This window comes from Sorangium sp. So ce426 (genome assembly GCF_051475585.1).
GTDB classification, from domain to species: Bacteria; Myxococcota_A; Polyangia; order Polyangiales; family Polyangiaceae; genus Sorangium; species Sorangium cellulosum_B.
In genome coordinates, this window is record NZ_CP150341.1 from 1,935,368 (window position 1) to 1,956,752 (window position 21,385).

Here is a 21,385-nt window from a genome sequence, read left to right on the forward strand (position 1 = left end):
ATCGGGCGGTCGTCGATGGGCTGGCGCTCCACGGCTCGCGGGCGGATCATCCGCTGCGGCGCACCGCGACCGACAGCGCGCACCTCCGCGCGCTTGACGGCCGCGAGGAGCGCATCGAGGAAGACCGGATGACACCCCCTCGCTGGCTTGCCGCGCTCGCGGCGCTCACCGTTCCATTGGCGGTCTCGGCGACGGCCTTGACCCAGGGCGACGCTCCCCTCCCGCCGCCTCCTCCTCCAGAGCCGCTCCCGTCTGCCTCCGCGCAGCCAGCACCGCCGCCTTCTTCTGCGCCGACACCGGTGCAGCCAGCGCCGGCCCCCGCGCCAGCGCCCGCGCCGACACCGGTGCAGCCGGCGCCTGCGCCGACACCGGTGCAGCCGGCGCCCGCGCCGACACCGGTGCAGCCGGCACCTGCGCCGACACCGGTGCAGCCGGCGCCTGCGCCGACACCCGTGCAGCCCGCACCTGCGCCGATACCCGTGCAGCCCGCACCTGCGCCTGCTCCCGCGCCTGCGCCGATTCCGGTGCAGCCGGCGCCTGCGCCTGCGCCCGCTCCCATGCCGTTCCCGCCGCCATCTCCCACGCCGGTGCCGCCTGCGCCGCGGCCTGCGCCCGCGCCGCGGTCGACACCTGCGCCTGCGCCGCCGCCCGCGCCGCGGTCGACACCTGCGCCTGCGCCGCCACCCGCGCCGCGGTCGACACCTGCGCCTGCACCGCCGCCCGCGCCGCGGGCCGCGCCGGCCGCGCGCACGCCCGCTCCGGAGCCGCCCGCGCCGGTTCCGCCCGCTCCCGAGGAGAAACCGAAGGAGCCCGAGGACGACGAGAAGGACGGGATGCGCTTTCGTTTCGGTACGACGCTCGGCGGCGGGATCATCGAGTCACCCACGGGCACGGGGGCCGTCTTTGCGCTCTCGGGCCGGCTCGGTGTCCAGGTCAACCATTATTTCGGGATATACTACCAGAACACACCGATGGTGACGCTCACCCCCGAGAGCACCGAGAACAGCGCTGGATTCGAGGCGGGGTTCATCGACTACAACTCGGTGCTCGCGGGCTTCACGCTGTTCCACTTCCTCGATCTCGGCGCGGGACCCTCCATGGATTACGTGGCCGTCGCGACCTGCGGCGCGGAGGTCCCGGAGGGCGGCATCCCGCTCCCGAGCGCCGGCTGTGAGAGCACGGCGGCCTGGTACTTCGGCGCTCACGCGCGGGGCGCCCTGATCCTCGGCGGCCTGGCCGGGAGCGGCGCGCGGCGGAGCGGCTTCGCCATCAGCGCGGATCTCCACCCGGTGTTCCTGCCAGAGGGGCCGACATTCACCTTCACGCTGGGCCTCGGCAGCGAGTGGTACTGAGACGAACGGCGCGCCGCAGCGCGGCGCGCCGCCTCGCCCCGAGCGAGCCGCTCCGCGCGCCCGGCGCTCCGGGCAGCGGCGGGCAGCGGTTTGCCCGTCCGCTGGCCGAGCGCCCTACGAGTGGAACCTTCGTTCCCCAGGTCACGAGAGTTCCTTGCAAATACGCCGGGCCGCAGGGGCCCTGCCTCACGTCTGCGCGGCGCTCGGCGCCCGCGCCTCTCGGGCGCGCCACCCGCTGTGATCCGCGACACCCCGGCCCTGCGGCCGCGGCTCGCGAGGGTTGCTGTGTGGCGACCCGATGGACTACAATCAGTTTGTCGGAGCGATTGTTGGCGGGACGCCGCACCGGAGAGCTGGACGCCACGATCGTCCTGCGCCAGCGGCGAGCGCCACCAGCAGAGCGCCACCAGCAGAGCGCCAGCGGCAGAGCGCCAGCAGTACGCAAGCGGTAAGTAGATCGAGCGCGACGCGCGAGCTTTCGAGCTCGGTGGCAGGGAGCGAAGGCGCACCCATGGATTCCGCGGTTTGTGCGTGACAAGGCAAAATTACCGGGTATCACGATGCACCATCGCTCACCATGTAGGTCGACGAGGCATGATGTGTCGCGCGAATCCGGGGCGTCGTCTGCTGGTTTCTCGGAGGCGCCATCTCTTGCTTGCGCGGCGCGGGGGATATGCCGATCCTGGGACTCGAGATCGAGCCCTGAGACCGAGGTGCGTGAGGAGCGTGTCAAGCGCTCGCCCCGGTATCTGTCCTGCTCGGCAGCTCCGGCGTGGTCCTGCTGGCCGGCTGCTGGCGGGCGAGCGGCCGTCGGGTGTCGCCACCCTCCCCGGCGTCCCCCTTTCGCCAAGCTCGGTGGGGCCGCGGGGGCGCCTCCCAGGGGGCGCTTGACAAAGAGGGTTAACCATCGGCTACGCTCCCTACCCATGATGACCGGGAGGAAATGAGCCTGGTGGAAACGAGCTGCAGGCGCTCCACGGGGGCACGGCGATCGGCGGTCGAGCGGGCCGTGGGGCACCTCGCGTGTCGGGCGCGAATCGCAACCCGCTGGGCATCATCGTGGGTCCCACGAAATAACCGCGCGGCTCCTCCGGTTCGGCACGGGGGATTTCGCTCACTCCTCAGGACTCTCGCCGAGCGCGCTTGGCCCGACAGGACCGGAGTTCCGCTTCGCCGGGGGCTCCGATCGACGCGCGCGCCGGCGGCCCTGCTGGCGGCGGCTCTGCTCATCGGGTGCTGTCTTCTGCTGCTCAGCCCGCCTATCACGGCTGGGCCCGTGGCCACGCTCTATGTGTATGCGGTGACACCGCTCCGCGCTCGCGCCCTCGAGCAGAAGATCGAGGAGTCGATGCCCGGCGTCGATGTCACCGTGTTCGGAAAATTGAGCGATTTCAAAGCCGCGCTCGAGTCGAGCCCGCCCGACGCGGCCCTCTCGCCAAAGCCGGTCCTGGCTTCGCTCAATCGGACCGCCGACATCCAGGGCATGATGGCGGGGAGCGACGCGGAGCAGTACCTCCTGGTCTCGACGAGGGCGCTGACCAAGGAGATGCTCTCCGGTCTCAGATACGGGATCGTCGATCTGGTCGAACGGAAATCGCTCCCTAAGTTCGTAGCCGGGCTCTTGGGTGTGAGCGCCGCGCCCGAGGTCCAGCGCGTCACGAAGATCGAAGATCTCCTGCAGCTGCTCCAGTTCCAGACGGCTGATGCGGTCCTCCTCCCCGAGCGATTTCGCTCTGACTTCGAGTCGAGAAGCAAGATGACGTTCACGATCCTCAGCCTCTCGACGGCGAAGGTCGGGCTGGTGGCGGTCACGTTCCTGAGCGAGCGCCAGCCGGTGGAGGGCGCGATCCGGAGGCTTCCGAAACACGTGCTGGCCGATCTGGGGGTTGACGAATGGAAGTAAGGTCGACGCGTCCCCTCTCTCGGCGCTCGCTGCTGCGGGCCTCCGCCCTCGCGGGGCTCGTGCTGTCCCTGAGCTGCTCGTCCGGCCCGGCGACGCCCGTCGCCAGCGACCCGGCGCCGACGCTCAAGCCGCCGCCTCCGGACGCGAGGCCCGTCATCTCCGTCATCGCCCCCTCGGATCCGCAGCTCGACGACATGCTGAGATCGCTCCGCGTCGAGCTGTCCGGGGAACATCGTGTCATCATCTCGCTGCTGCGCGGCGAGGAGTCGAGCCCCGACCTCGTGGCGCAGATCGTCGCCCGCGATCGCCCGCAGGCTGTGGTGCTGGTCAACAACTCGACCGTGCTCCTGTATCGCGAGTGGGCGCGCACCGTCCCGACCCCGCCGGTCGCGCTGATCCTGATGGCGTCCTTCGCCGAGGAGCTCCAGCGCACCGTCCCCAACTCGGTCGCCATCTCCTACGAGGTGCCGGCGGTCACGGCCATGGTGGGCCTGCGGACGCTGGGCCTCGACGCTCATCGGGTCGGCGTCGTCTACCGCCGGGGCTTCGCGGATCACATCGCGCGACAGGAGGCGCTCATGCACGTCGAGAAGCTGGCCTTCGTCAAGGAGGAGCTCTCGAACAAGCCACGCGTGCAGGACCTCCGCGCCGCGCTCGTGAACCTCCAGCGGGCGAAGGTCGACGCGATCTGGCTGCCGAACGACAATGGCCTCCTGAGCCCGAGGTTCTTGACCAACGTCTGGCTGCCCTACGTGGACCGGCTCGGCGCGCCGGTGGTCGTGGCCGTGCGTTCGCTCGTGAACGAGCACGCGGAGTTCGGGACGTTCGCTGCCATCCCCGACACCCAGGCGCTCGCGGTGCAAGCGGCGGATGTCCTCTACGAGCTCGCGGACGCCGACTGGAGGCTCCGGTCGTCGGGCGTCCGCCTGCCCATCTCCGTGAAACGCCTGGTCGACGTGAGGCTCGCGCGGCGCTTCGGCCTGAATTCCAGTCAGTTCGGCCAGGTTGACTTTCTCATCGGTAGGTGAGCGCGTATCGGGGGGAATGGAGGCGCCGTGCGATTACCTTTCCAACCGGGCACATGGTCACGATGCGACGGGCCAGCTCGAACCATCGAGCTCCCGGGCTCGCCTGCCATCTGCTCGTCGCGTGGAGAGCGTCGCGCGCGTAGCTGCCGTCCCTGGAGCGCGTCGTCATGATCCGGGTGCTCGTGATCGATGACGACGAGATCGCTCGCGAGGCGATGCGCGCCGTCCTGGTCAAGGCCGGCTTCGATGTGGTCGAGCTCGCCACGCCCATCGGCGCGACGGCGGTCATCAAGCGAGACAAGATCTCCGTGGTCGCGCTCGACATCAACATGCCGACCATCAACGGCGACAAGCTGGCGAAGCTGCTCCGCGACAACGCGCAGCTCTCGAACCTGGGTATCGTCCTCGTCTCCAGCTGTGATATCGACAAGCTGAGCGCGATCGGCGAGAAGGTCGGCGCCGACGGCATCGTCTCGAAGGCGAAGCTGCACGTCGCGCTGGCGCCGGCGGTCGAGCGCGCGGTGGCGTCGCGCGTCGGGAAGACCAGCCCGCCGCCGCCTTCGTCTGCGGGGTCTTCCGCGGCGTCGTCCTCCTCTAACCCGCCGCCGTCGATGAGGCGTCCAAAGTAGAGTGCATGGCAACCCCGAACACCCACGGCTCGCTCCGCATCAAGCTGCTGCGCCTGATCCTGGGCGCGCTGCTGCTGCTCGGGGGCACCACGCTGCTCGCGAGCGGCGCGCTCATCTATTCGACGGATCGCGCGGTCCAGGCCAAGCGTGAGCAGGAGCTCCTGAGCGGTCTGGAAGAGAAGGCGCGCCTGCTCGGCTTCAATCAGGCGCTGGCCCTGCGCAGCCTGGTGGCGGACAACCTCTTCGGGGATGTCAAGGCGCTCATTCACCAGACCGTCTCGGAGAACAACGACATCGCCTACGGGTTGTTCTTCGACGCGGAGAACCGGGTCTGGGCGGCGAGCGGCCTGGCCCGGGTGCCCGCCTCGAAGGACGCGCCCAGCCCGGCGGCGCCGAGCTTCACCGCGGCGGACATGGAGTCCCTCGGGATCAGCACCACGCACCCGTCCCGGCTCGTGCTGCGGCGGCGGCAGAACCCCCTGGGCGGGGATGACGTCCTCGAGGTCGCGGCCCCGGTCCTCTCGGAGGGGACCCACGCCGGGACCGTGATCTACGGCATCAGCACGAGGAGCGTCGTCGAGCGGATGGTCCAGGCCCGGGACCTCGCCGCGAACCGGCTCGTGACCACGCTCGGCCTGATCGTGGCGCTGATCCTCGGCAGCGGGGCGGCCAGCTATTTCCTCGTCAAGCGGGTCGCTGTCCACATCACCGAGCCGCTGCTCGCGCTGCGCACGGCGGCGGGGGCCATCGCGACCGGGCTCCGATCGAGCGCGCCGCCGACCGAATCGCCGATCGTGGATCGGAAGAAGTGGGAGCGCGTGCAGATCACGAGCGGCGACGAGCTCGAGCTGCTCGGAGCGGCCTTCAACAGCATGGTCGAGGCGAACGAGCAGGCGTTCGAGGAGCTGCGCGTGAAGACCGAGCAGGCGCTCGAGGCGTCCCGGATGAAGAGCGAGTTCCTCGCCAACATGAGCCACGAGATCCGGACGCCGATGAACGGCATCCTCGGGGTCATCCGGCTCATGCAGAACCAGTCGCTCGACGGCAAGATGCGGCGTTACGTGGAGACCGTCGACGCCTCCGCCAACACGTTGATGTCGATCATCAACGACGTGCTCGACTTCTCGAAGCTCGAGGCCGGCAAGTACGTGGCGCAGCACGTCTCCTACGATCTGCGCCTCGTCATCCAGGAGGTCGCGGAGCTGATGGCGAGCCAGGCGCACGAGAAGGGCCTCGAGCTCGTGTACCGCGTCGAGCGCCGCGTCCCGACGGGCGTCGTGGGCGATCCCGACCGGTTCCGCCAGGTGCTCACCAACCTGGTCGGCAACGCGATCAAGTTCACCGATCGCGGAGAGGTGCTGATCGACGCCTCGACCTCGCAGCAGGACAAGGCCACGGCGCTCATCAAGCTCTCCGTGGTGGACACCGGCCCCGGCATCGCGCCCGACGACCAGAAGAAGCTCTTCGCGGCCTTCTCGCAGGTGGACGGCTCGCTGGTCCGCAAGCACGGCGGCACGGGCCTCGGGCTCGCGATCAGCAAGCGCCTCGTCGAGGTCATGGGCGGCGAGGTCGGCCTCGACAGCACGCCGGGGCAGGGCAGCCGGTTCTGGTTCACGATCAGGGTCGGCGTCACGGCCGGAGGCGAGCAGATCCGCTCCGCCGAGTGGGCGAGCGGGCGCCGCGCGCTCGTGGTGGAGAACAGCAGGAGCTGGCGCGACGTCGTGGTGGAGCACCTGGTGGCCTGGGGCTTCGACGCCGAGTCCGCGGCCTCCGGGAGGGACGCGATCAACCGGCTCGAGCTCGCGGTGCTGGAGAAGCGGCCGTTCAGCGCCGCCGTCGTCGGCGTCCAGATGGACGATCTCGGCCTCGAGGAGTTCCTCAGGACGATCCAGTCGGTCCCGGCGCTGCAGACGTTGCCCGTGGTGGCGCTCTATCACATGGGATCGAGCGTGACGCTCAGCGGGATGGACTCCAGCATGGTCACGCAGCTCCCCAAGCCGCTCCGCGTCTCCGAGCTGTACAACACGCTGCAGAGCGCGCTCACGGGCGCCTCGACCCCGCCGCCTAGCAAGCCCGGCGCGGAGCCGGGTAAGATCGCGAGCAAGCTCCCCGTGCTGGTCGTCGATGACAACGAGATCAACCGCTACGTGGCGATGGAGCAGGTCGAGCAGCTGGGCCTGCGCGTGGAGACCGCGTGCAACGGCCAGGAGGCGCTCGAGTGCGTCAAGCGAAAGCGGTATGTCGCCGTGCTCATGGATTGCCAGATGCCCGTGATGGACGGGTACACCGCCACCCAGGAGATCCGCGCCTGGGAGCGCTCGAGGAACCGCCACACGGTGATCATCGCGCTGACGGCGCACGCGCTCGTCGGCGAGCGGGATCGGGTGCTCGCGGCGGGGATGGACGATTATCTTGCCAAGCCGGTGCGCCCTCAATCTCTGCAGAAGACCTTGTGGCGGCACGTGGTCCTGAGCCGGGACGAGCCCGGGTCGTCGCCGTCTCCCTCCGCCCCCGAGCTGGAGGCGGCGCGCGCGCCGGTGCTCGACCCGGAGGTCCCGCGCTCGCGGAAGCTCATCGAGCTCGTCCTCAAGAACGTGCCGGCGCAGCTCGACGGCCTGGAGGGGGTCATCCGGAGCGCCGTGGCTGCAGAGATCAAGGCGAACGCTCACAAGCTGAAGGGCAGCATGCTCTCGATCGGCGCGACGCGCGTCGCGGAGCTGGCGGAGAAGATGCAGCTCGCCGCGGGTCAAGGCGAGCTGCCGCAGGCGGGCGACCTCGCGCGGCTACGTGACGAGTTCGACTCCGTGAGCGCTGCGCTGAGGGAGGAGCTCGCCGCGACCGCCAAGGCGACGTGACGATCGCGCCGAACCGATGATGGACGAATGTCTGGAGCCCACTGAACCCGCATGATGCTTGCCTCACTCGAAACCAGGTGGATGGTCGCGCTGGTGATCGCTTCGATCCCCGGTCTCGCATGGGCCCAGCCGACGACCGCGACGGCGCCGGGAGCGCCGAAGGCGGTGGGGGGTGAGCGCCGGAACGACGCGCTCGAGGACGTCGACCTCCTGAGGCTGCTCGACGTCGAGGTGTCCACGGCCACCAAGACGCTGGAGACCCTCGACGACGCGCCCGCCATCATGACGGCGATCACCGCGGAAGAGATCCAGCGCTGGGGATACACGAGCGTCGGCGAGGTGCTGCAGCACGTCGTCGGGTTCTATCTCATCGACGACCACATCCTGCCGAACGCCGGCGTGCAGGGGATGACGGGCGGGCTGGGGGCCGAGAGCGGCGGGATCAAGGTGATGATCAACGGCCGATCGGCGGCGTTCCGGACCACCAGCGGCAACTGGCTGGGCACGGAGCTGATCCCGCTGTCGGCCATCAAGCAGATCGAGATCGTCCGTGGTCCGGCGTCGGCGCTCTATGGCGCCGATGCGTTCCTCGGGGTCGTCAACATCATCACCCTCGATCCGGAGGACATCCCCTTCGTCGACGGCACGGTGCAGGTCGGCGTGACGAGGGACCACCCGCGCGGCCGTTTCGACGTCGTGGGCGGCATGTTCACCGATCGCTTCGAGATGATGCTGACGGCCGCGGGGGAGCTCGATGATCGAAGCGGCCTGGAGATGCCTACCCAGTCCCCGGCTCCCCTCATCCCGCCCTACAACGCGGGGCGCCTGGACGCCCAGAACCTCGAGCGGATGTCGGGGGTCGTCGGGGCGCGCATCGGGTTTCGCCATCCCGAGCGTGGGCACCACCTCAGGCTCAGCGCGTACTGGTCAGGCCTCCGGCGCGGCGGGGATTTTGCGCAATGGGCACAGCTCACCGGCGGTACGGACGACGAGGGGAACCGTGCCGGCACGGTGATCAGCCTCCAGCAGCGTCGCGTGGCGGTCGACGGGCTTTACCAGCTGAACCGGGAGCTCGCGTTCGCGGTGCAGGGGATGTACTTCCAGGGGGGCGTCCTGCCGGACGATCGCATCGACGTCGCCGGCGGCTGGTACTACATCGAGCGGCGCATGGCGTATCGCGGCGTGGACGCGAGCGTCGAGGCCCGGTGGATGCCGTGGGACCGATTCAACCTGATATTGAATCTGGAGTCCGTCTACGACAAGGAGGACCTGCCGTCCTTCCGCCGGGTCACCAAGGAGTCGGGGCAGTCCTTCGGCTCGCCGGAGCGGGAGCAGCAATCGGCCGAGCTCTTCGACGTCGGTGCGCTCCTTAGCGCCAACCTCAAGGTGCTCGATCCGTGGCTGAAGGTCACGGGCGGGCTCCGCTACGATCACCACAGCAAGTATGGCAATCAGCTGACCGGTCGGTTCGGGGCGACCTCGCACCTGGGAAAGACGGTCGTGGCCAAGCTGCTGTACGGCAGCGCCTTCAAGGCGCCTTCCCCGTATCTGCTCTTCGCCGAGCCCCTCGTGCCGGGCGACGTGATCGGGAACGAGCGGCTGTCGCCTCAGCTCATCCACACCGTGGACGCGGAGCTGACGTGGAGGCCTGCTGTCTGGGCCACGGCGAGCACGGGGGTGTCGTACAGCCTCTTGAACGACAAGGCGGAGTTCGTCCCGCGGGGCATCAACCAGACGGCCCTGAACGTCGCCAGCCAGAAGTCCTTGATCTGGGCGACCCGCGCCGAGCTGCGGCGCGGCGACGCCTTCGGGGGCTACGGGTCGTTCGAGACCGTGCACTCCACCCGGGACTCCGGCCAGGTGGGGTACCAGGCGGATCTGGTCGGCTCGTCGATGGTCGCCTACCCGAGCTGGATCGCCCGCGCCGGCGCCTATGTGAAGCTGCCGTCGCCGAGCTCCGTGCCGCTGGAGCTCTCGACGCAAGGGATCCTCGTCGGGCCCCGGCGGTCCGCGGAGGCGAGCACCCTGGAGAAGGGCGGCGCGTTCGAGCTGCCCACGTACCTCAGGTGGAACGCCAGCCTGGTCGCGCGCAACCTGTGGATCATCCCGGGGCACGAGACGACCCTGGCCGTGCGCGCCAAGAACATCCTCGGCACCTTCGGCCCGGATCCGGGCTTCTCGGGCTTCGAGTACCCGCTCGCGCCGCGCGAGATCTTCTTCGAGCTACGACACCGCTACTGAGCTGCCGCTCTATAGCGGGGAGCAGATTCGTGGGATACGGGCTCAGCCGCTAGAGTACCGATCACGTTGAAGCCCGGAGAATTTTCACAGGGAGGCGAGGAGGCGGGGAGGAAGAAGAAAATGAACTTCTCCCTCTTGCCGTCTCTCGCTCCCCGCCTCCCCGCCTCCCTGTGAAATTCCTGCTCTTTCTTGGGGTTTCAACCCGTTTGTCGCTCCAGCTCACTGCTGGACGATGCACTTGGCGTCAAAGGGGTCGCCATCGACGAACTTATCGCCTTGGATGGTCCACTTTTGCATGATGTGATTCCGGCTCGCCCCGTAGGTGTCGAACTCGTATTCGGCGGCCGCCCCGATGTAGCGGAGCGGGGTCCCCGCGCGGAGCTTGGCCATCGCGGCCTTCAGATCCCACCACACGGCCACCTCGTTCTTGGGGTCGTTGAGCTCGAGGATCTTCTGCCGCAGCTCGTTCCCGGACGTGATGATCTGCCCGGTGGTGGCGTACCCGTACACGAGGCCCATCGCGATGAGGACGACGCCGTCGTAATAGAAGTGCGCCGCGGGGAACGGCACCTCGTGGTTCCACCGGCGGGAGAAGTGATAGGTGAAGGCTTCGGCGTTCCAGCGCGTGCAGCTGAGCGCCTCCCCGGCTGGGTCGTCGGGGTTGGGGCTGCACTCGCTCCGCAGGCTGAGCGAGGGCGAGATCCCATAGGAGTTGTCGTCGAGGGTGCCTTGAGGGATGTTGGCGAGGAACACCTCGGTGTGCAACGCAGGGCCGAGGAGCCACCTGCCCGGGCGCCCGTGGACGGTCCATTCGGTCACGATGGTCGAGGCGGCGGACGGATAGGCGGCCAGCAGCGTGCGGCCGGCCGTCCGTTCTGGGTTGAAGGCGGCGTTGATCTTGTCCTTGTACGTCTGTGCGCCCGGCTTGAACGTCACCGAGGGGAGGATCCTGCCCTGGAGCGCCGCGAAATGCGTCGTGAACTCGGTGCTGACGGCGGTGTTGTAGTCGTCCCGCGCGGAGAGGCTATTGGCAGTGCGGACACCCTCGCTGACGATGGTCTTCGCGAGCGCGCAGCCGATGCCGAGCGGGGAAGGGGCGAGCCTCACCCTGCCGCCGTCGTCCTCGCGGCGCGCGATGGAGGGCGCGGCATAGCTCGGCAGCATGTGGAGGAGGTCCTCCTTCTTCACCTCGATCGCGATGTCGCGGGCGAGCTCGTTCTCTTCGGGTCCTACCAGGTAACGGACATCATCCGTGTAGATCAGCGAGAGCAGCTGGTCGAGCCCGCGGTCCTGGCTCGAATGGCTGTCTCGGCTCACGATGTCGAACGGCCTCCCTTCGAGCCCCCCCGCCGCGGTCACGTCTTCGACCGCGAGCAACATGGCTTGCTCGAGGTTGCGGCCGATGGCCGACTCGCTCCCGGAGAAGGGGAGGAGGGCCCCGATTCTGATGGCGTTCTCGGGCTCATCGGGCTCATCGGGCGCCGTCGACGAGCAGGACGCCGAGAGCAGGGACGCGAGTCCCACAATCAGCCCGGTCTCCATACAGCGCGTGCGTCGCCCGCGAGCACCCAGCCACGCGCCGGCTCGATGGAGGCAGTCCCGAACGGTAGGCATCCCAGTGTACATGGTTGTCCTTCGAGACGATGACATCGCATTGAGGACGGAGCTGTCAAGGGCCGTGGGTGCGATGCACACCACAAGGTTCGCTGTTTGCGTTGTGCGATCGATGTTCGTCGAACGCGGCTGTCGGGCCGTGGTGAGCGCGTGACCGAGAGAGAGGGGCCCCGGGTGGGGCGCCGGCCGCGGCGTCGTTCCGTGGGCGGCGCCCGGGTTGCGCCCCCGCTCGGATTGTGATGGACGCCCGCCGCTCCTCCGCGAAACCTTTGCGGACCGCCCGTGTCCAAGGAGACGTGATGCCCTCCCACCTTCGCTCGCATTTCGCCTTCAACGCCCTCGCCGCCGCGCTCGGGCTCTCCCTCGCGGCCTGCGCCGGGGCGCCTCCGCCCGCGCCGAACGCGCCGGTCTCGCCGGGCGACGGCCGCCCGGCGACCCTGCCGCCGGCGCCGCTCCCGGAGGAAGAGGCCTTCGCCGTCCACGGCACGCTCAAGGACGAGTGGCTCCCGATCCTGAAGCCGGCGCCCTTCGATCCGAAGACCGCGCTGGTCCCGCCGGCGCCTGCCGGCGTGCCCGCCGCGCCGCGCGCCTGCGAGGCGTTCGTGCGGCGCGCCGCCGTCGCGCCGGCGCAGCCCTGCGGCGACGCGCAGGGCGCGCTCGACGCGCTCGACGCCGCGCTCGCCGAGGACGACGCCGCGAAGCGCGACGCGCGGCTCGCGGGCGTCGAGGCGTGCGCGGGCCTCGAGGCGGGTCTCGCGCGCGCGCTCCGGGCCGAGCTCGCGCCCATCACCTGCGGCGACGCCATCGCCGTGCCGCTCCTCGAAGCGCCGCCCGCCGCGCTCCGGGGCGACCTCTACCAGGTGCTGCTCGGCCTGACGCTCTCCGCCCGGCTCGCGCGCACCGCGACCGAGCCGCCCACGCTGCGGCCGCCCTACGATGTCCAGCGCGTCCTCGCGTTCACCAAGGGGCCGCTCTTCGCGTGGGTGACGGAGCAGGCCCGGGCGATCGAGGATCTCGGGCGGCGCGGCGTCGAGCTTCCGTTCTACGCGAAGGGCATCGTCGCCGTGGAGTCCGGGCGGGCCGACATGCGGCTCGTCGAGGCGGTCCGGTCCGCGCCGCTGCCGGACGCCATGCGGAAGGACGCCGAGCTCGCGAACGTCTATTACGGCGAGCTCGATCAGCTGCTCGATCCCTGGAAGGCCCGCGGCCGCGACGCCGCGCTCGTCGGCCTGCGCGAGCTCTCTGCGGTCGGCGTCCTCCGCGACGCCCGCGTCGACGGCGCGCGCAAGATGCTCTCCCGCCTCTACGGCGGCCGGCGCGTCGACGCGCTGGACGCGCTCGAGCTGCCGCCGCTCGCGGCGGGCGCCCCTCCCTCGTCGGCCGTCGAGCGGCTCGCTGCCCGGCTGCCGACGTACTACGCGGGCCGCCTGATCGCGCCCGAGGCGGCGGCGCGGCCCGAGCTCCTGCGCGTCCTGCTCGGCCGGGGCGTCCCGCTCCAGCACCGCGCGGCGCTGCGCACAGCGCAGCTCTCGCCCGAGTCGAGGCTCCTCTATGCGAGGGCGCGGCTCGAGCTCGGCCGGCTGTACTGGCGGGCCGTGGACTTCGATCAGGCGACCGCGCTGCTCGCGGCGTGGCCCAAGGACACCCCGCGCCCCGCCGAGGCGACGGCGCTGCTCGCTGTCGCGCTCGGCCTGCGCAACGGCCCCGAGGACGCGGCGCTCATGATGCGGCGGGCGCCGCTCGCGGGCCTCGGCCTGGGCGACCTCGCGGCGCTCGACTGGGTGGCCCGCGCGAAGCCCGCCTCGGCGTACGCGGGCATCGCGGCGTACGACGCGGCGCTCATCAAGCAGATCGCCGCCCCGCAGGGCGCGGAGGCGAGCTACTGGTCCGACGTGGCGGCGCGCTTCCGCGAGGCGCAGGCGCTCCTCACGGGGCCGCTGTCGAAGTCGGCGGAGGAGAGGGCGCGCGCGGCCGACGAGATCGCGCGGGCGGCGCGGTAGGGACGGCGCGCTGGGCGGCGCGCCGGATCGCCGAGCTCGGCCGCTTTGCGAGCCCCCGCCGCCGGTGCCGGCCGCCCCACCTGAAGCGCCGGCGCTGCCGGCGGTCTACGGATCGATGATCCAAGGACCACCCGCGCCGCCCGCGCCGCCGTTGGCGCCAGCGCCGCCCGCGCCGTCGTTGGCGCCAGCGCCGCCCGCGCCGTCGCGGCCACCGGTGCCGGCTCCCGCATCGCCGGGGCCGCCAGCGCCGGCTCCCGTGCCCGTGCCGGTGGCCGCGGCGGTGGCCGCGACGCCGGTGGTCCCGACGCCGCTGGCCTCGTCTTCACCGGGGGTCGAGCCGTTGCCCGCGCCGCCGGTGCCGCCGGGGTCCACGTACGGGCCCGGGTCGATCAGACCGCCGCCGATCGCGGCCAGATCATAGATGAGGTCGGTATCGAAATAGACCCCGATCGGCCTGTAGGCGATGCCAGATCCCACGACGACGGTCTCTGCTGCATGAGTCTCCCGGTTCCAGCCGGCGGTGCTGACGATATCCCAGGTGTATTGCTGGTACACCGGATAGGCCGAGACCCGCGCGAGCGCGGCCGTGGGCACGAACAGGACCGAGGTCGCGTCGAGCGCGACGGTCGCGCTCACGTCGAAGCCGACCGCCCTGGTGATCTGGTCGTCCGACGGCACGCAATCGTCCAGCGGGCCCGGTGTGGGCTGGGCGCCCGGGGACGTGTCGCCGCCCCACGTGGCCGAGGAAGGCTGAGGACCCCAGGTGCCGCCGCCCGGCATGCCCGGCGCGGGCTGATAGCTCCAGCCGCCGCCGCTGCCCGGCATTCCCGTCGATGGCTGAAGGCCCCAGGTGTCGTCGCCGCCCGGCAGGCCGCCCGGCAGGCCCGGGATGGGCTGGAAGAACCCGAACGGCGCGTCCTCCGACAGCGCCGGCAAGGGCCAGAGGTCGTTGGGTGCGCGACTGTCCCGCGCGCGCTCCACAGGCCGGGGCGGGGGCACCCTGGGCGCGGTGGTGCTCAGCACGCGCACCGCCGGCGAGACGCTCGCCGACACGGAGACGCTGAGGGTCCGCGGGCCGAACCCCTCCGCCACGCGGAGCAGGTGGGCGGCATCCTCCCAGTGGAACGTCTCCGGTAGAAGGAGGACGTTCGTGATCGTCTGACCAAAACACAGGGCCTGCCGGGCCTCGCCGACCCCGGCTCGCGCGCGGCTGTCCGCGCGCTCGGGCACCTCGGACGCCTCGCGCGGGCTCACGCAAGTGATGGATGGAACGAGCAGCATCGCCGTGGCGAGCACGCGCTTCACGTCAGGAACGAACATGTTCACTCCCCTGGGTTGCGATCAGAGCAGCGAAGAGACGGAGCCGTTCAGGCGTGGAGAGCGCCGGGGAGCCGATGCGCTCCCTCGGCCTCCCGGAACCATCGCGCAAACGCGGCGAGCACCCTGGATCCAGGGGCGCGACCGGCTCGTTGTGCATCGCATGCATCTCCGACGACCATGGATGCAAGAAGCGGGGATTGGCCGTGTGGGCGCGCAGGTGGCGCCGCGCCCAGGTCCGGCGCAAAGCACGGTGGATGCGTTCACCGCCCGGACTGCCTGACCCTGAGAACCCTACCGGAACATGATCGGTTGCTTGTGTGACCTCGCAGAGCACCTAGCGCTACTGTGGGAAGTTGCCCCGGATCAGCAGAAAAAACGCCATGGCGCCAAGAGGCGAGGGGAAGGGCTGTTCCTGCATTTCCCTCCTATTCCCCTGGTTCCTTGGCGCCCTTGGCGTCATGGCGGTCGCTTCCTGGCCCGACTTCCCGCAGCAGCGCTAGTCGCCTTCGAGCGGTCCGGGGATGTTCCGACCCGGCGCGAGGAGCTGGCTGCCGTTCATCTGCCACACGGCCATCAGGTCCTGTTCGGCGTTGCCCCATAGCACGTCCGCCATGCCATCGAAGTTGAAATCGGCCACGCCCGACGCGGGCACCCACCCATCGCCGATCGGTCCTGGGATGTTCCGACCCGGCGCAAGGAGCTGGCTGTCGTTCATCAGCCACACGGCCATCAGGTTCTGTGCGGCGTTATGCCACAGCACGTCCGCCATGCCGTCGAAGTTGAAGTCGAGCGCCGTGATGGTGACCCATCCGTCTCCGATCGGTCCGGGGATGTTCGGACCCAGCGCGAGCGGCTCGGTGCCGTTCATCAGCCACACAGCCATCAGGTTCTGTGCGGCATTGTTCCAGAGTATGTCCGCCATACCGTCGGAGTTGAAGTCGGCCGTTGTCGAGGCGATCCACCCGTCTCCGATCGGTCCGGGGATGTTCGGACCCGGCGCGAGCAGCTGGGTGCCATTCATCAGCCACACGGTCGCCAGATTCTGTCGGGGATTGTTCAAAACCACGTCATTCATCCCGTCAAAGTTGAAGTCGGCAGCGCTCGTCACGGCCACCCACCTGTCGCCGAGCGGTCCGGGGATGATCGGCCCCGGTGCAAGGAGCTGGCTGCCTTTCATCAGCCATATAGCCAACAGGTTCTGTGGGCTGTTGTACCAGAACACGTCCGCCATGCCGTCGTAGTCGAAATCACCAGCCGAAATCGCCTCCCACCCGTCGCCGATCGGTCCGGGGATGTTCGGACCCGGCGCCAGGAGCTGGCTGTCGTTCATCAGCCACACGGCCATCAGGTTCTGTCCGGCATTGTTCCAGAGCGCGTCCGCCATACCGTCGCGGTTGAAATCGGCCGGGTAGATGGCCTTCCACCTGTTGCCGTCCAACCGCTGCGCCGCCACGCCGGGCGATGGACTCTGGCCTTCGGAACGCAGGCCATTGGCTTCGCGCTCGGCGCCATCCGCGCAGGCAAACATGGCACATATTGCAGGAATTGTGCTCGTGAGATTGGCCAACGTGACGAGTCGCATGCCCCTGCCTTCTTTTTGCGTTCGTGCACGGGCTCTAGGCTGTCGATACTTGCCAGAATGGCCGATGCGCGAAGATTGTGTCGTTGCTCCAGCCGCACGCTGTGCGCCGCGGTGGCCACGCAAGCATCTCTCACCTGCGACCGCTCGTGCCGGGCGGTGGGCTACGACGACATTATCAAATATGGTGTAACACGCTCGACGACGCCACCCGAGCCTCATTGCGCCACGCAAGCGCCATCGCGGTACGTGGGGATGCCGAAGAGTGGTGGCCTGTTCTGCATGACGCGCGCAAAGCTAGGCCCGCCAGCGTCAAGAAGCCGTCAAGAGGCGGTCGGGCACCGTCAAGAGATCGTCAAGACAGGAGCGGAGGGAGCGCGTGGGCCTCGCGCCGGGCGCCAGGGCGGGCGTGACGCCTGTGCCCTGGCGACGGCCGAGAACCTCATCAACGCGTTTTTTACGCCGGCAGGGCGCGCATGAGGAGATCTTGACGGGGCGAGAGCTCTACCTTGTCGCCATGGTCGACGGAGACAGCGACCGACGGAGCACCGCCATGAGCTCGCCGAGCACCCTGCGGCGCGATCCCGCCGTCTTGATACTTTCTTGACGAGGGGCCCCCTCAGTTTGACGGTCCCTTGACCCGCGCGGGACTACGTTCTGTCCCGCTCGGTCGGCGCGGGCGCCGCGGCGGCGGCGAGTCGACGCTCAGCTACCTGACGCAGATGGCCGGGCTCACCGTGCAGAACTTCGTGTCCGCCGCGACCGGAATGGCCGTGCTCGTCGCGCTGATCCGCGGGATCACGCGGAAGACGGCGGATACCGTCGGGAGCTTCTGGGTCGATCTCGTCCGGAGCACCCTTTACATCCTCCTGCCGCTCTCGCTCCTGCTCGCCGTCCTCCTCGTGTCCCAGGGGGTCGTGCAGGGCTTCGGCGGGTACCAGAGCGCGTCGCTGCTCCAGGCCGTCAAGGACCAGGGCGGCAGCGCGGTCGTTCATCAGGTGATCCCGATGGGGCCTGCAGCGTCGCAGATCGCGATCAAGCAGCTCGGGACCAACGGCGGCGGGGTCTTCAACGTGAACTCGGCGCACCCGTTCGAGAACCCCACGGCCGTCTCGAACTTCCTCGAGATGCTCGCGATCCTGCTCATCCCCGCCGCGCTGTGCCACACGTTCGGCCGGGTGGTCGGCGACAGGCGCCAGGGCTGGGCCGTCCTCGCCGTGATGACGGCCATGTTCGCTGTCCTCCTCGTCGTATGCGTCGCCTCGGAGCAGGCGGGCAACCCTGCGCTCTCCGCCCTGGGCGTCGATCAGGCGGCGAGCGCGCTCCAGGCCGGCGGCAACATGGAAGGGAAGGAGGCGCGCTTCGGCATCACCAGCTCCGCCCTCTGGGCGACCGCCACCACGGCGGCCTCGAACGGCTCCGTCAACGCGATGCACGACTCCTTCACGCCCCTCGGCGGGCTCGTGCCCCTCTGGCTGATGCAGCTCGGCGAGGTCGTCTTCGGCGGCGTCGGCTCCGGCCTCTACGGCATGCTGATGTTCGTCGTCATCGCCGTCTTCGTGGCCGGCCTGATGGTGGGGCGCACGCCGGAGTACCTGGGCAAGAAGATCGAGGCGTTCGAGATGAAGATGGCGTCCCTGGTCGTGCTCTTTCCGGCGATCACGGTCCTCGTCGGCACCGCGATCGCCGTGATGACCGAGGGAGGGCAGATGGGCGTCTTCAACCCGGGGCCGCACGGGTTCAGCGAGGTGCTCTATGCGTTCTCGTCCGGCGCGAACAACAACGGCAGCGCCTTCGGCGGCCTCGGCGCGAACAGCCCCTTTTACAACACCGCCATCGGCGTCGCGATGCTCGTCGGCCGCTACGCCGTGATCGTCCCCGTGCTCGCGCTCGCGGGCTCGCTCGCGAGGAAGAAGCTCGTGCCGGCCGGCCCGGGCACGCTGCCCACGCACACGCCGCTGTTCGTCGGGCTCCTGACGGGCACCGTGCTGCTCGTCGGAGCGCTCACGTTCGTCCCAGCGCTCGCGCTGGGCCCGGTCGTCGAGCACCTGGAGATGACGCGATGACCATGAACCTCCACGCCGCTGGCCAGGCGATCGCCAGGGCCAAGCCCGGCGCCCCCGCGCCCCCGCCCCCCGAGCTGTCGCCGCCGCCGAGGCCGCGCCACCCATCCCGCGACGTGGAGGGGAAGAAGACCGCGGCGAGGCCGCTCTTCGACCCGGCGATCGTCAAGCCGGCGATCGTCGCGGCGTTCCGCAAGCTCGACCCGCGCCACCAGGTGCGCAATCCGGTGATGTTCGTGGTCCTCGCCGGGAGCGCGCTCACCACGGCCCTGTTCGTGCACGCGCTCTTGAGCGAGCGCGAGGGCGAGGAGCCGGCCGGGTTCATCCTCGCCATCTCCCTGTGGCTCTGGTTCACCGTGCTCTTCGCGAACTTCGCGGAGGCCGTGGCCGAGGGGCGCGGCAAGGCGCAGGCCGACACGCTCCGCAAGGCGCGGCGCGACGTCGAGGCCGTGAAGCTCGCGCGCCCGGAGCGCGACGCGGAGCGGGTCGCCGTGCCCGCGTCCAGCCTCCGGAAGGGAGACCTCGTGCTCGTCGAGGCGGGCGCGATCATCCCCGGTGACGGCGATATCGTCGTCGGCGTCGCGTCGGTCGACGAGAGCGCCGTCACGGGCGAGAGCGCCCCGGTGGTGCGGGAGAGCGGCGGCGACCGGAGCGCCGTCACGGGCGGGACGCGCGTCCTGTCCGACTGGCTCATCATCCGCATCTCCGCCAACCCCGGCGAGGCGTTCCTCGACCGGATGATCTCGATGGTGGAGGGCGCGAAGCGGAAGAAGACGCCGAACGAGATCGCGCTCGACATCCTGCTCGCCGCGCTCACCATCGTCTTCCTCCTCGCGACCGTGACGCTGCTGCCGTACTCCGTCTTCGGCGTCCGGGCGGCAGGGCAGGGGACCCCGATCAGCATCACCGTGCTCACGGCGCTGCTCGTGTGCCTGATCCCGACGACGATCGGCGGGCTCCTCTCGGCGATCGGCATCGCCGGCATGGACCGCATGATCCAGGCGAACGTCATCGCCATGTCGGGCCGCGCCGTCGAGGCCGCCGGCGACGTGGACGTGCTGCTGCTCGACAAGACCGGCACGATCACGCTCGGCAACCGGCAGGCGACGGAGCTCATCCCGACGGACGGGGTCGAGGCCAGGGCGCTCGCCGACGCCGCGCAGCTCGCGTCGCTCGCCGACGAGACCCCCGAAGGGCGCAGCGTCGTCGTGCTCGCGAAGGAGAGGTACGGCCTGCGCGAGCGCGATCTCTCGACCCTCGGCGCCCGCTTCGTCCCCTTCACCGCGCAGACCCGGATGAGCGGCGTCGACAGCGGCGCGCGCGAGATCCGGAAGGGCGCCTTCGACGCGATCGAGGCTTACGTCAAGGAGAAGGGCGGAGCGGTCCCGGCCGCGGTGCGCGCGGTGACGGAGGCCATCGCCCGGAAGGGTGGCACGCCGCTCGTGGTCGCCGAGGGCGGCGAGGTGCTGGGCGTCATCCACCTCAAGGACATCGTGAAGGGCGGCATCCACGAGCGCTTCGGCGATCTCCGGCGCATGGGGATCAAGACGGTGATGATCACGGGCGACAACCCGCTCACCGCCGCGGCCATCGCTGCCGAGGCCGGCGTCGACGACTTCCTCGCGCAGGCCACGCCCGAGGCGAGGCTGAAGATGATCCGCGACTACCAGGCGGGCGGGCGGCTCGTCGCCATGACCGGCGACGGGACGAACGACGCCCCCGCGCTGGCGCAGGCGGACGTCGCGGTCGCCATGAACACGGGCACCCAGGCCGCAAAGGAGGCCGGGAACATGGTGGACCTCGACTCGAACCCCACCAAGCTCATCGAGATCGTCGAGATCGGCAAGCAGCTCCTGATGACGCGGGGCGCGCTGACGACCTTCAGCCTGGCGAACGACGTCGCGAAGTACTTCGCCATCATCCCGGCCGCCTTCGTCTCGACGTACCCTGCGCTCGGGCGGCTCAACGTGATGGGGCTCGCCACGCCGCGGAGCGCCGTGCTCTCCGCGGTGATCTTCAACGCGCTCGTCATCGTCGCGCTCATCCCGCTCGCGCTCCGGGGCATCCGCTACCGGTCCGTCGGCGCGGAGCGGATGCTTCGCAGGAACCTGCTCGTCTACGGCCTCGGCGGGCTCATCGTGCCGTTCGTGGGGATCAAAGGGATCGATCTCCTCCTCTCCGCCCTCGGCTTCGCCTGAGGTCCCAAGGAAAGAACACCATGCTCGCGCACCTGCGACCCGCCCTCGTCCTCCTCCTCGTCCTCACCGGCCTCACGGGGTTCGCGTACCCGCTGCTCTCGACCGCCATCGCGCAGGCCGCGTTCCCCCACCAGGCGAACGGCAGCCTCGTGCTCCGGGGCGGCCGCGTGGTCGGATCGACCCTGCTCGGCCAGCCGTTCCACCGCTCGCACGATCCGCGCTACTTCTGGGGCCGCCCCTCGGCGACGAGCCCTGTCCCCTACGCGGGGCAGGCCTCTGCCGGGAGCAACCTCGGGCCCACGAACCCCGCCCTGGTCGAGGCGGTCAAGGCCCGGGTCGACGCGCTCCGCGCCGCGGATCCCGAGGGCGCCGCGCCGGTGCCGGTCGACCTCGTGACGGCCTCCGGCAGCGGCCTCGATCCCCACATCAGCCCCGCGGCGGCGGAGTACCAGGTGCGGCGCGTGGCGCGAGCGCGCGGCCTCTCCGAGGCCGAGGTGCGCCGGCTCGTCGCGCGGCACACCGAGGGGCGCCTGCTCGGCCTCCTCGGCGAGCCCCACGTGAACGTGCTCCTCCTGAACCTCGCCCTCGACGGCGCCCGCTGAG

13 protein-coding genes and 1 pseudogene are annotated in these 21,385 nt (G+C 70.1%); 10 read left to right on the forward strand and 4 right to left on the reverse strand.

Annotated elements, in window-relative coordinates:
* Window positions 1–165: 165 nt before the first annotated feature.
* Window positions 166–702 carry a hypothetical protein gene (locus tag WMF44_RS07295; RefSeq protein ID WP_437298403.1) on the reverse strand — a complete coding sequence of 179 codons (537 nt, stop codon included), beginning with the start codon at window positions 700–702 and terminating at the stop codon, window positions 166–168.
* 131 nt (window positions 703–833) lie between these two features.
* Here WMF44_RS07295 and WMF44_RS07300 point away from each other — a divergent pair, with 131 nt between their 5' ends.
* From WMF44_RS07300 to WMF44_RS07325, 6 genes are all read left to right on the forward strand, one after another.
* The gene (locus tag WMF44_RS07300) at window positions 834–1,352 is read left to right on the forward strand and encodes a hypothetical protein (RefSeq protein ID WP_437298404.1); all 519 of its coding nucleotides are present in this window, start codon (window positions 834–836) and stop codon (window positions 1,350–1,352) included.
* Between the two features lie 1,348 nt (window positions 1,353–2,700).
* Complete coding sequence (locus tag WMF44_RS07305) at window positions 2,701–3,255, forward strand: hypothetical protein (RefSeq protein WP_437298405.1); 555 nt, start codon at window positions 2,701–2,703, stop codon at window positions 3,253–3,255.
* Window positions 3,246–4,283 carry a hypothetical protein gene (locus WMF44_RS07310; protein ID WP_437298406.1) on the forward strand — a complete coding sequence of 346 codons (1,038 nt, stop codon included), beginning with the start codon at window positions 3,246–3,248 and terminating at the stop codon, window positions 4,281–4,283. Before WMF44_RS07305 ends, WMF44_RS07310 begins: the two co-directional genes overlap by 10 nt.
* Window positions 4,284–4,450: 167 nt before the next feature.
* Window positions 4,451–4,912, forward strand: coding sequence for a response regulator (locus WMF44_RS07315; protein WP_437298407.1), 462 nt, complete (start codon window positions 4,451–4,453; stop codon window positions 4,910–4,912).
* 5 nt (window positions 4,913–4,917) lie between these two features.
* The gene (locus WMF44_RS07320; protein ID WP_437298408.1) at window positions 4,918–7,767 is read left to right on the forward strand and encodes a response regulator; all 2,850 of its coding nucleotides are present in this window, start codon (window positions 4,918–4,920) and stop codon (window positions 7,765–7,767) included.
* 93 nt (window positions 7,768–7,860) lie between these two features.
* A complete protein-coding gene (locus WMF44_RS07325; RefSeq protein ID WP_437298409.1) occupies window positions 7,861–10,008 on the forward strand; it encodes a TonB-dependent receptor plug domain-containing protein in 2,148 nt (715 codons plus the stop codon).
* A 219-nt stretch (window positions 10,009–10,227) separates the two neighbouring features.
* Here the strand turns inward: WMF44_RS07325 and WMF44_RS07330 are convergent, their stop codons facing one another.
* Entirely contained in the window at window positions 10,228–11,532 is a 1,305-nt protein-coding gene (locus tag WMF44_RS07330) for an ABC transporter substrate-binding protein (protein WP_437298410.1), read from the reverse strand.
* A 389-nt stretch (window positions 11,533–11,921) separates the two neighbouring features.
* Here WMF44_RS07330 and WMF44_RS07335 point away from each other — a divergent pair, with 389 nt between their 5' ends.
* The gene (locus WMF44_RS07335; RefSeq protein ID WP_437298411.1) at window positions 11,922–13,622 is read left to right on the forward strand and encodes a hypothetical protein; all 1,701 of its coding nucleotides are present in this window, start codon (window positions 11,922–11,924) and stop codon (window positions 13,620–13,622) included.
* A 105-nt stretch (window positions 13,623–13,727) separates the two neighbouring features.
* On the opposite strand, the gene WMF44_RS07340 is transcribed toward WMF44_RS07335, so the two are convergent.
* Complete coding sequence (locus tag WMF44_RS07340) at window positions 13,728–14,942, reverse strand: hypothetical protein (protein WP_437298412.1); 1,215 nt, start codon at window positions 14,940–14,942, stop codon at window positions 13,728–13,730.
* A 496-nt stretch (window positions 14,943–15,438) separates the two neighbouring features.
* On the reverse strand, window positions 15,439–16,524 hold the full coding sequence (locus WMF44_RS07345; protein WP_437298413.1) for an FG-GAP repeat domain-containing protein: 1,086 nt from the start codon (window positions 16,522–16,524) through the stop codon (window positions 15,439–15,441).
* Window positions 16,525–17,210: 686 nt separating this feature from the next.
* On the opposite strand from WMF44_RS07345, the pseudogene kdpA reads away from it, so the two are divergent.
* The 3 genes and pseudogenes from kdpA to kdpC form a co-directional block, all read left to right on the forward strand.
* Window positions 17,211–18,587: pseudogene (gene kdpA, locus WMF44_RS07350) on the forward strand (potassium-transporting ATPase subunit KdpA); the annotation flags it as partial.
* Window positions 18,584–20,782, forward strand: coding sequence for a potassium-transporting ATPase subunit KdpB (gene kdpB, locus WMF44_RS07355; RefSeq protein ID WP_437298414.1), 2,199 nt, complete (start codon window positions 18,584–18,586; stop codon window positions 20,780–20,782). The pseudogene kdpA and the gene kdpB, both read left to right, overlap by 4 nt.
* A gap of 20 nt (window positions 20,783–20,802) precedes the next feature.
* Window positions 20,803–21,384, forward strand: a complete 582-nt coding sequence (kdpC, locus tag WMF44_RS07360) for a potassium-transporting ATPase subunit KdpC (protein WP_437298415.1) — start codon at window positions 20,803–20,805, stop codon at window positions 21,382–21,384.
* Window position 21,385 lies beyond the last annotated feature (1 nt).

Excerpts from the sequence above, each read along its gene's own strand:
- WMF44_RS07340 (WP_437298412.1), bottom strand. The coding sequence starts at position 14,942 with ATGTTCGTTCCTGACGTGAAGCGCGTGCTCGCCACGGCGATGCTGCTC.
- kdpB (WP_437298414.1), top strand. The coding sequence starts at position 18,584 with ATGACCATGAACCTCCACGCCGCTGGCCAGGCGATCGCCAGGGCCAAG.
- WMF44_RS07345 (WP_437298413.1), bottom strand. The coding sequence starts at position 16,524 with ATGCGACTCGTCACGTTGGCCAATCTCACGAGCACAATTCCTGCAATA.
- WMF44_RS07320 (WP_437298408.1), top strand. The coding sequence starts at position 4,918 with ATGGCAACCCCGAACACCCACGGCTCGCTCCGCATCAAGCTGCTGCGC.
- WMF44_RS07305 (WP_437298405.1), top strand. The coding sequence starts at position 2,701 with ATGCCCGGCGTCGATGTCACCGTGTTCGGAAAATTGAGCGATTTCAAA.
- WMF44_RS07300 (WP_437298404.1), top strand. The coding sequence starts at position 834 with ATGCGCTTTCGTTTCGGTACGACGCTCGGCGGCGGGATCATCGAGTCA.
- WMF44_RS07310 (WP_437298406.1), top strand. The coding sequence starts at position 3,246 with ATGGAAGTAAGGTCGACGCGTCCCCTCTCTCGGCGCTCGCTGCTGCGG.
- kdpC (WP_437298415.1), top strand. The coding sequence starts at position 20,803 with ATGCTCGCGCACCTGCGACCCGCCCTCGTCCTCCTCCTCGTCCTCACC.
- WMF44_RS07335 (WP_437298411.1), top strand. The coding sequence starts at position 11,922 with ATGCCCTCCCACCTTCGCTCGCATTTCGCCTTCAACGCCCTCGCCGCC.
- WMF44_RS07315 (WP_437298407.1), top strand. The coding sequence starts at position 4,451 with ATGATCCGGGTGCTCGTGATCGATGACGACGAGATCGCTCGCGAGGCG.